The sequence below is a fragment of the Robinsoniella sp. RHS genome (genome assembly GCF_001029355.1).
Taxonomy (GTDB): Bacteria; Bacillota; Clostridia; order Lachnospirales; family Lachnospiraceae; genus Robinsoniella; species Robinsoniella peoriensis.
Genome location: NZ_JNGB01000023.1, coordinates 1 through 5,794, shown reverse-complemented (window position 1 = coordinate 5,794; position 5,794 = coordinate 1). Strand labels below are relative to the sequence as shown.

Below are 5,794 nucleotides of genomic sequence, written 5' to 3'. Positions count from 1 at the left end.
TGGTACAAGTACAAATCGGAGGCACTATGATTATATGATTATTATAATTATAGTGCCTTTTATAATAATACGGTTATTACAAAGGAGAAAAGGTTATATGGAGAGCAGAATATTATTAAAAATTACCAGTATTCTCATGATTATTATGGGTGGGGTTACCCTGGTTTATCATCTTGTGCTGTTTGATGGGATTGGATTATTCGCAGAAGGATTGTTATCAAAAATTGTTTTAACGACGTTATTTATATACAGCGGCTATGCTATTTTTATGATTGTATCCGGTATTTTAGGATTAGTATTTAACAGGCGGGATGACAGAATGAATGTTATCAGAATACTGGGGACTATCATGTTTATCCTGCAGTTATTAGGGTTTGTCGGAGTGCTTTTGTCGGGAGATAATATTTTAATGAGTATACTGGGGCTATTATTACCTGGTCTGTATATTTTAGGAGCAAAAGACTATTATTAATTTTAAATTAGAAAATAACCGGTAAAATATCTGCCGGATTCTATAGATTTGAGTGGGTATGAAAATTGTGGGTGCCTTCCGTTGTATCAACACCGGGGGGCACTAGGGAAAATTTGAAGTGTGGGATCGGCATATTGATAAACTCATCTGCTGCAGTCATTTTGCTGTGATCTATGCAGGTGATTTTATAAATTTTAATCAAAGGGGATGATTATATGAGTGTATTTACATGAAACCGTAAGTTGAGCATTACATAAGAAAAGGAGAGAAACATGGAAAACCGAAAGAGACAATTAATAGTGTTAATTTGTTTTCTGGCAGTTTTTGTATGCGGAATCTGTCTGATGAAAACGGATACACTTGCAGCTCCATCTCAAAAAAGCTTCTGGGATGTAGCGGATATCAATCCGGTATCCAATCCTGCAACAGAAAACTGGTTGACTACATTAATTGCAAAACAAATTGTGGGTTCGCCGAAGCCCACGCCTTCACAGCTTACCCAGGCACAATTTGATTCGATTGAGACACTTGTGATCAAAACGGTTCCCGGAAGTGGGAAAAACCCCTGGGAAGCGCCAAAAGAACTGGCTAATCTCAGGAATCTGAAAGAAATAGAATTTCAGGCGTTAACAACAGAAAGCGTATTTAATAATACGCCAGATGAAATGTTTGAGATTCCTTCCCTGAAAAAACTTAAGATCACCTATTACAAGGGGAATTTTCCGGCAAAATTATGTTTGGCTACTCAGATTGAAGAACTTGAGATACTGAATGGCTCCGGTACTTTAGGAAGTAGTAAACAAACGGTAATACCACAGGAATTTGGTAATTTAGTAAATCTCAGGCGTTTAAATATTCAGGAGACGATGAGCAATATAACATTTCCGGAATCAATAGGAAACCTGGTAAATTTACAGTCTGTTGAACTTTCCGATGGAGAAGGGGTTATATTTCCGGAAGAACTGGGAAAACTGCAGCAACTGGAAATTTTCAATGCTGCAAATGTGGTAATGGATGAATTTCCGGCGGGACTCACTAACTGTAGAAGTTTAAAAGAATTGTCCCTGTATGGTAGAAATTATGCAGAAATACCGGTACAGATCTCTAACCTTACAAATATGGAGAGACTGGAATTACTGTTTCTTCCGACCGGATGCAGGATCCCGGAAAGTATTGGACAGCTGTCAAAACTAAAATATTTATCCACGTACAGTGTATATTATAATGAGCTGGATAAAGAAGTGGGGATAACACAGCTTCCGGAAAGTATTGGAAATTGTACCGAACTGGAAGAGTTAAATTTAACAGGGGCATCCATAACGTCTCTGCCAAAATCAATTACGAAGCTGAAAAAACTGACGAAGCTGGATTTGAGCCAATGCTTAAATCTGAAGAGCCTTCCGGCAGACATTGGCACTTTGTCAGGGCTGACACAACTGGATCTGGAAGTTGTCCTGCCGGATATCGGACAGATCAGTGTGTTGCCGGATTCTATTGTAAACCTGACGAACCTCACTGAATTAAAAGCAGGACAGCAGCAGCTGAAAACTCTGCCGGATAAAATCGGAGAAATGAGCGGATTAACAGCAATTTATGTGGAGGGAAACCAGCTTACCCAGCTTCCGGACTCTATTGGACAGTTGAAAAATCTGGGCATTCTTCATGCACAGAGAAATAATTTAACAGAGATACCGGGATCAATCGGAAATCTGTCTCTGGGGCAGTTATTTCTACAGGGTAATCAGCTGACCTCGCTGCCGAAGGAAATTTCTGAGCTGGAAGGAAGCAGCTGGATGGGGCAGGTAGCAATTGATTTGAGCAACAATAAGTTCAAAACCGTTCCGGAAATTTCACTTTTTAAGAAAGCCACAGTGGCTTCTTTGGATTTATCAAATTGTGAAATTGAAGACTTAGGAGAATGGACGGGGGAGGATGGAAGCCCCGGAGCGCTCAACGGATTTTATGCTAATCAGAGAGTTGGCGTATCCGTAAACTTATCCGGCAACCGTATTTTAAACATACCGGAGTCCTGGGAAGGCAAGGTGATTCCATCCAGTACAATACTAAAAGGACAGACAACTAAAGTAACAGCACAGTATAATTCAGGTACAAAAAAAGCAGTATTGACTAATCCACTGCAATATCATGGCGGAAAGCTGCCGATTGATAAATATACCATTTCCGGCGGTGGTAAATACGACTATAGTACCTATACATTTACCTGGGACAATGCAAAACCCGGAGATATGTATACCATCACTTTTGATGCAAAATCTATTTATAATTCCCAGGGAGAGAAGCTGTACCAATATTCCGGAACACTTTACGTCAGCGTAGGCGATGGAGTACAGACCGGACATACACTTAAACTTACAGCCAGAAATTCCAAGGGAGAAGATATAACCAGCCAATGGCCAAAGAGCTTCAAGAGCAGCTACGAAGTATTCCCGGATGAAACAATCCGATTTAAATTACCGGGTATCGCAGGATATACACTGGCATCCCCGATCGGTGATTTTGTACAGGGAAGCGGAGGAAGCATATCGGCAGCCGATGGATTCGTAACTATTTCCAAAATTACGCAGAATAGTGAAGTTGTATTCCATTATGCAAAGGGATTGCATCGTATTCAGGTAGTACCATTAGAATATGGAACGGGTACAGATCTGACAGAACTGGCAGCAGATCCGAATTATCAATTTAATTATGAAGTAGAAGAAAACGGATCCATAACTATTCAAGCACCTCTGATAAAAGGTTATACCATAAAAGGAGCTAGTCAAGTCACTCTGAATGAAGTAACTTCAGATCGTTCAGTGGAATTCACCTATACCAGAAATCCTGTAGAAGAAAAAGTGAATATAATAATTCAGGTAAAGGATGCAGATGGAAGAGACCTGAGTGCACTTGTAGACCAAGATGTTACACCTTTAAATAGAGAAGTTACAAAGGGAAGCAGCGTAAGAGTAGAGGCACCAGTGATAGGCGGATATAAAGTCCAGGGAGATAGTTTCCAGGAATTCAATCCAATCACGAAAGACGAGACAGTAACATTTATGTACAAGGAACAGCTGCAAGTCACAATTAAGGTAAAGGATAGCGCAGGAAAAGACTTGTCAAATCTGGTAAACCAGGAAACGACACCACTGGTAATTCCGGCACTGAAAGGTGACAACGTAAGAGTAAAAGCACCAGTGATAAACGGATATAAAGTCCAGGGAGATAATTTCCAGGAATTCAGTCCAATCACAAAAGATGAGATAGTAACATTTACGTACAAGGAACAGCTGAGCGTGACGATCAAGGTAAAAGATAGCGCAGGAAAAGACTTATCCAATCTGGTGAATCAGGAAACGACGCCACTGGTAATTCCGGCACTGAAAGGTGACAACGTAAGAGTACAAGCACCAGCGATAGATGGATATAAAGTTCAGGGAGAAAATTTCCAGGAATTCAATCCAATCACGAAAGACGAGACAGTAACATTTACGTACAAGGAACAGCTGAACGTGACGATCAAGGTAAAAGACAGCACAGGAAACGACTTATCCAATCTGGTGAATCAGGAAACAACACCACTCGTGATACCAGTGCTGAAAGGTGACAATGTAAGAGTACAAGCACCAGTGATAGATGGATATAAGGTTCAGGGAGATAATTTCCAGGAATTCAATCCAATCACCCAAAATGAAACAGTAACATTTACGTACAAGGAACAGCTGCAAGTCACAATCAAGGTAAAAGATAGCGCCGGAAAAGACTTATCCAATCTGGTGAATCAGGAAACAACACCACTCGTGATACCTGTGCTGAAAGGTGACAACGTAAGAGTACAAGCACCAGTGATAGACGGATATAAAGTTCAGGGAGATAAATTCCAGGAATTCAATCCAATCACGAAAAATGAGACGGTAACATTTACTTATAAGGAACAGTTGAATGTGACGATCCAGGTAAAAGACAGCGGAGGAAAAGACTTGTCTGCGCTGGTGAATCAGGTAACAACACCATTAGTGATACCGGTACTCAAAGGTGACAACGTAAGAGTAGATGCTCCAGTGATAGGCGGATATAAAGTCTATGGAGATAACTTTAAGGAATTCAAGCCAATCACGGGAAATGAGACGGTAACATTTACTTATAAGGAACAGTTGAACGTGACGATCCAGGTAAAAGACAGCGGAGGAAAAGACTTGTCCGCGCTGGTGAATCAGGAAACAACACCATTAGTGATACCGGTACTCAAAGGTGACAACGTAAGAGTAGATGCCCCAGTGATAGACGGATATAAAGTCTATGGAGACAACTTTAAGGAATTCAAGCCAATCACGGGAAATGAGATAGTTACATTTACGTACAAGGAACAGCTGAGCGTGACGGTTGAGGTAAAAGACAGCACAGGAAAAGACTTATCCAATCTGGTGAATCAGGAAACAACGCCACTCGTGATACCAGTGCTGAAAGGTGACAACGTAAGAGTTGAAGCTCCAGTGATAGGCGGATATAAAGTCCAGGGAGAAAACTTCCAGGAATTCAATTCAATCACGAAAGACGAGACAGTAACATTTACATACAAGGAACAGCTGCAAGTCACAATCAAGGTAAAAGATAGCGCAGGAAAAGACTTATCCAATCTGGTGAATCAGGAAACAACACCACTCGTGATACCAGTGCTGAAAGGTGACAATGTAAGAGTACAAGCACCAGTGATAGATGGTTATGAAGTTCAGGGAGATAATTTCCAGGAATTCAATCCAATCACGAAAGACGAGATAGTAACATTTACGTACAAGGAACAGCTGCAAGTCACAATTAAGGTAAAGGATAGCGCAGGAAAAGACTTATCCAATCTGGTGAATCAGGAAACGACGCCACTCGTGATACCAGTGCTGAAAGGTGACTACGTAAGAGTAGAGGCGCCAGTGATAGATGGATATAAAGTCCAGGGAGAAAACTTCCAGGTATTCAATCCTATCGCCCAAAATGAAACAGTAACATTTACGTACAAGGAACAGCTGCAAGTCACAATTAAGGTAAAGGATAGCGCCGGAAAAGGCTTATCCAATCTGGTGAATCAGGAAACAACACCACTCGTGATACCAGTGCTGAAAGGTGACAATGTAAGAGTAGAGGCGCCAGTGATAGATGGATATAAAGTTCAGGGAGATAATTTCCAGGAATTCAATCCAATCACGAAAGACGAGACAGTAACATTTACTTACAAGGAACAGCTGCAAGTCACAATTAAGGTAAAGGATAGCGCCGGAAAAGACTTATCCAATCTGGTGAATCAGGAAACGACGCCGCTGGTAATTCCGGCAC

General features: G+C 41.0%; 2 protein-coding genes. Both read left to right on the top strand.

Annotated elements, in window-relative coordinates:
- Positions 1 to 97: 97 nt before the first annotated feature.
- Positions 98 to 472 carry a hypothetical protein gene (locus RHS_RS12530; RefSeq protein WP_044295633.1) on the top strand — a complete coding sequence of 125 codons (375 nt, stop codon included), beginning with the start codon at positions 98 to 100 and terminating at the stop codon, positions 470 to 472.
- 272 nt (positions 473 to 744) lie between these two features.
- Positions 745 to 5,794: hypothetical protein (locus RHS_RS12525; protein ID WP_047833382.1), on the top strand; the 5,050-nt coding region annotated here is incomplete at its 3' end.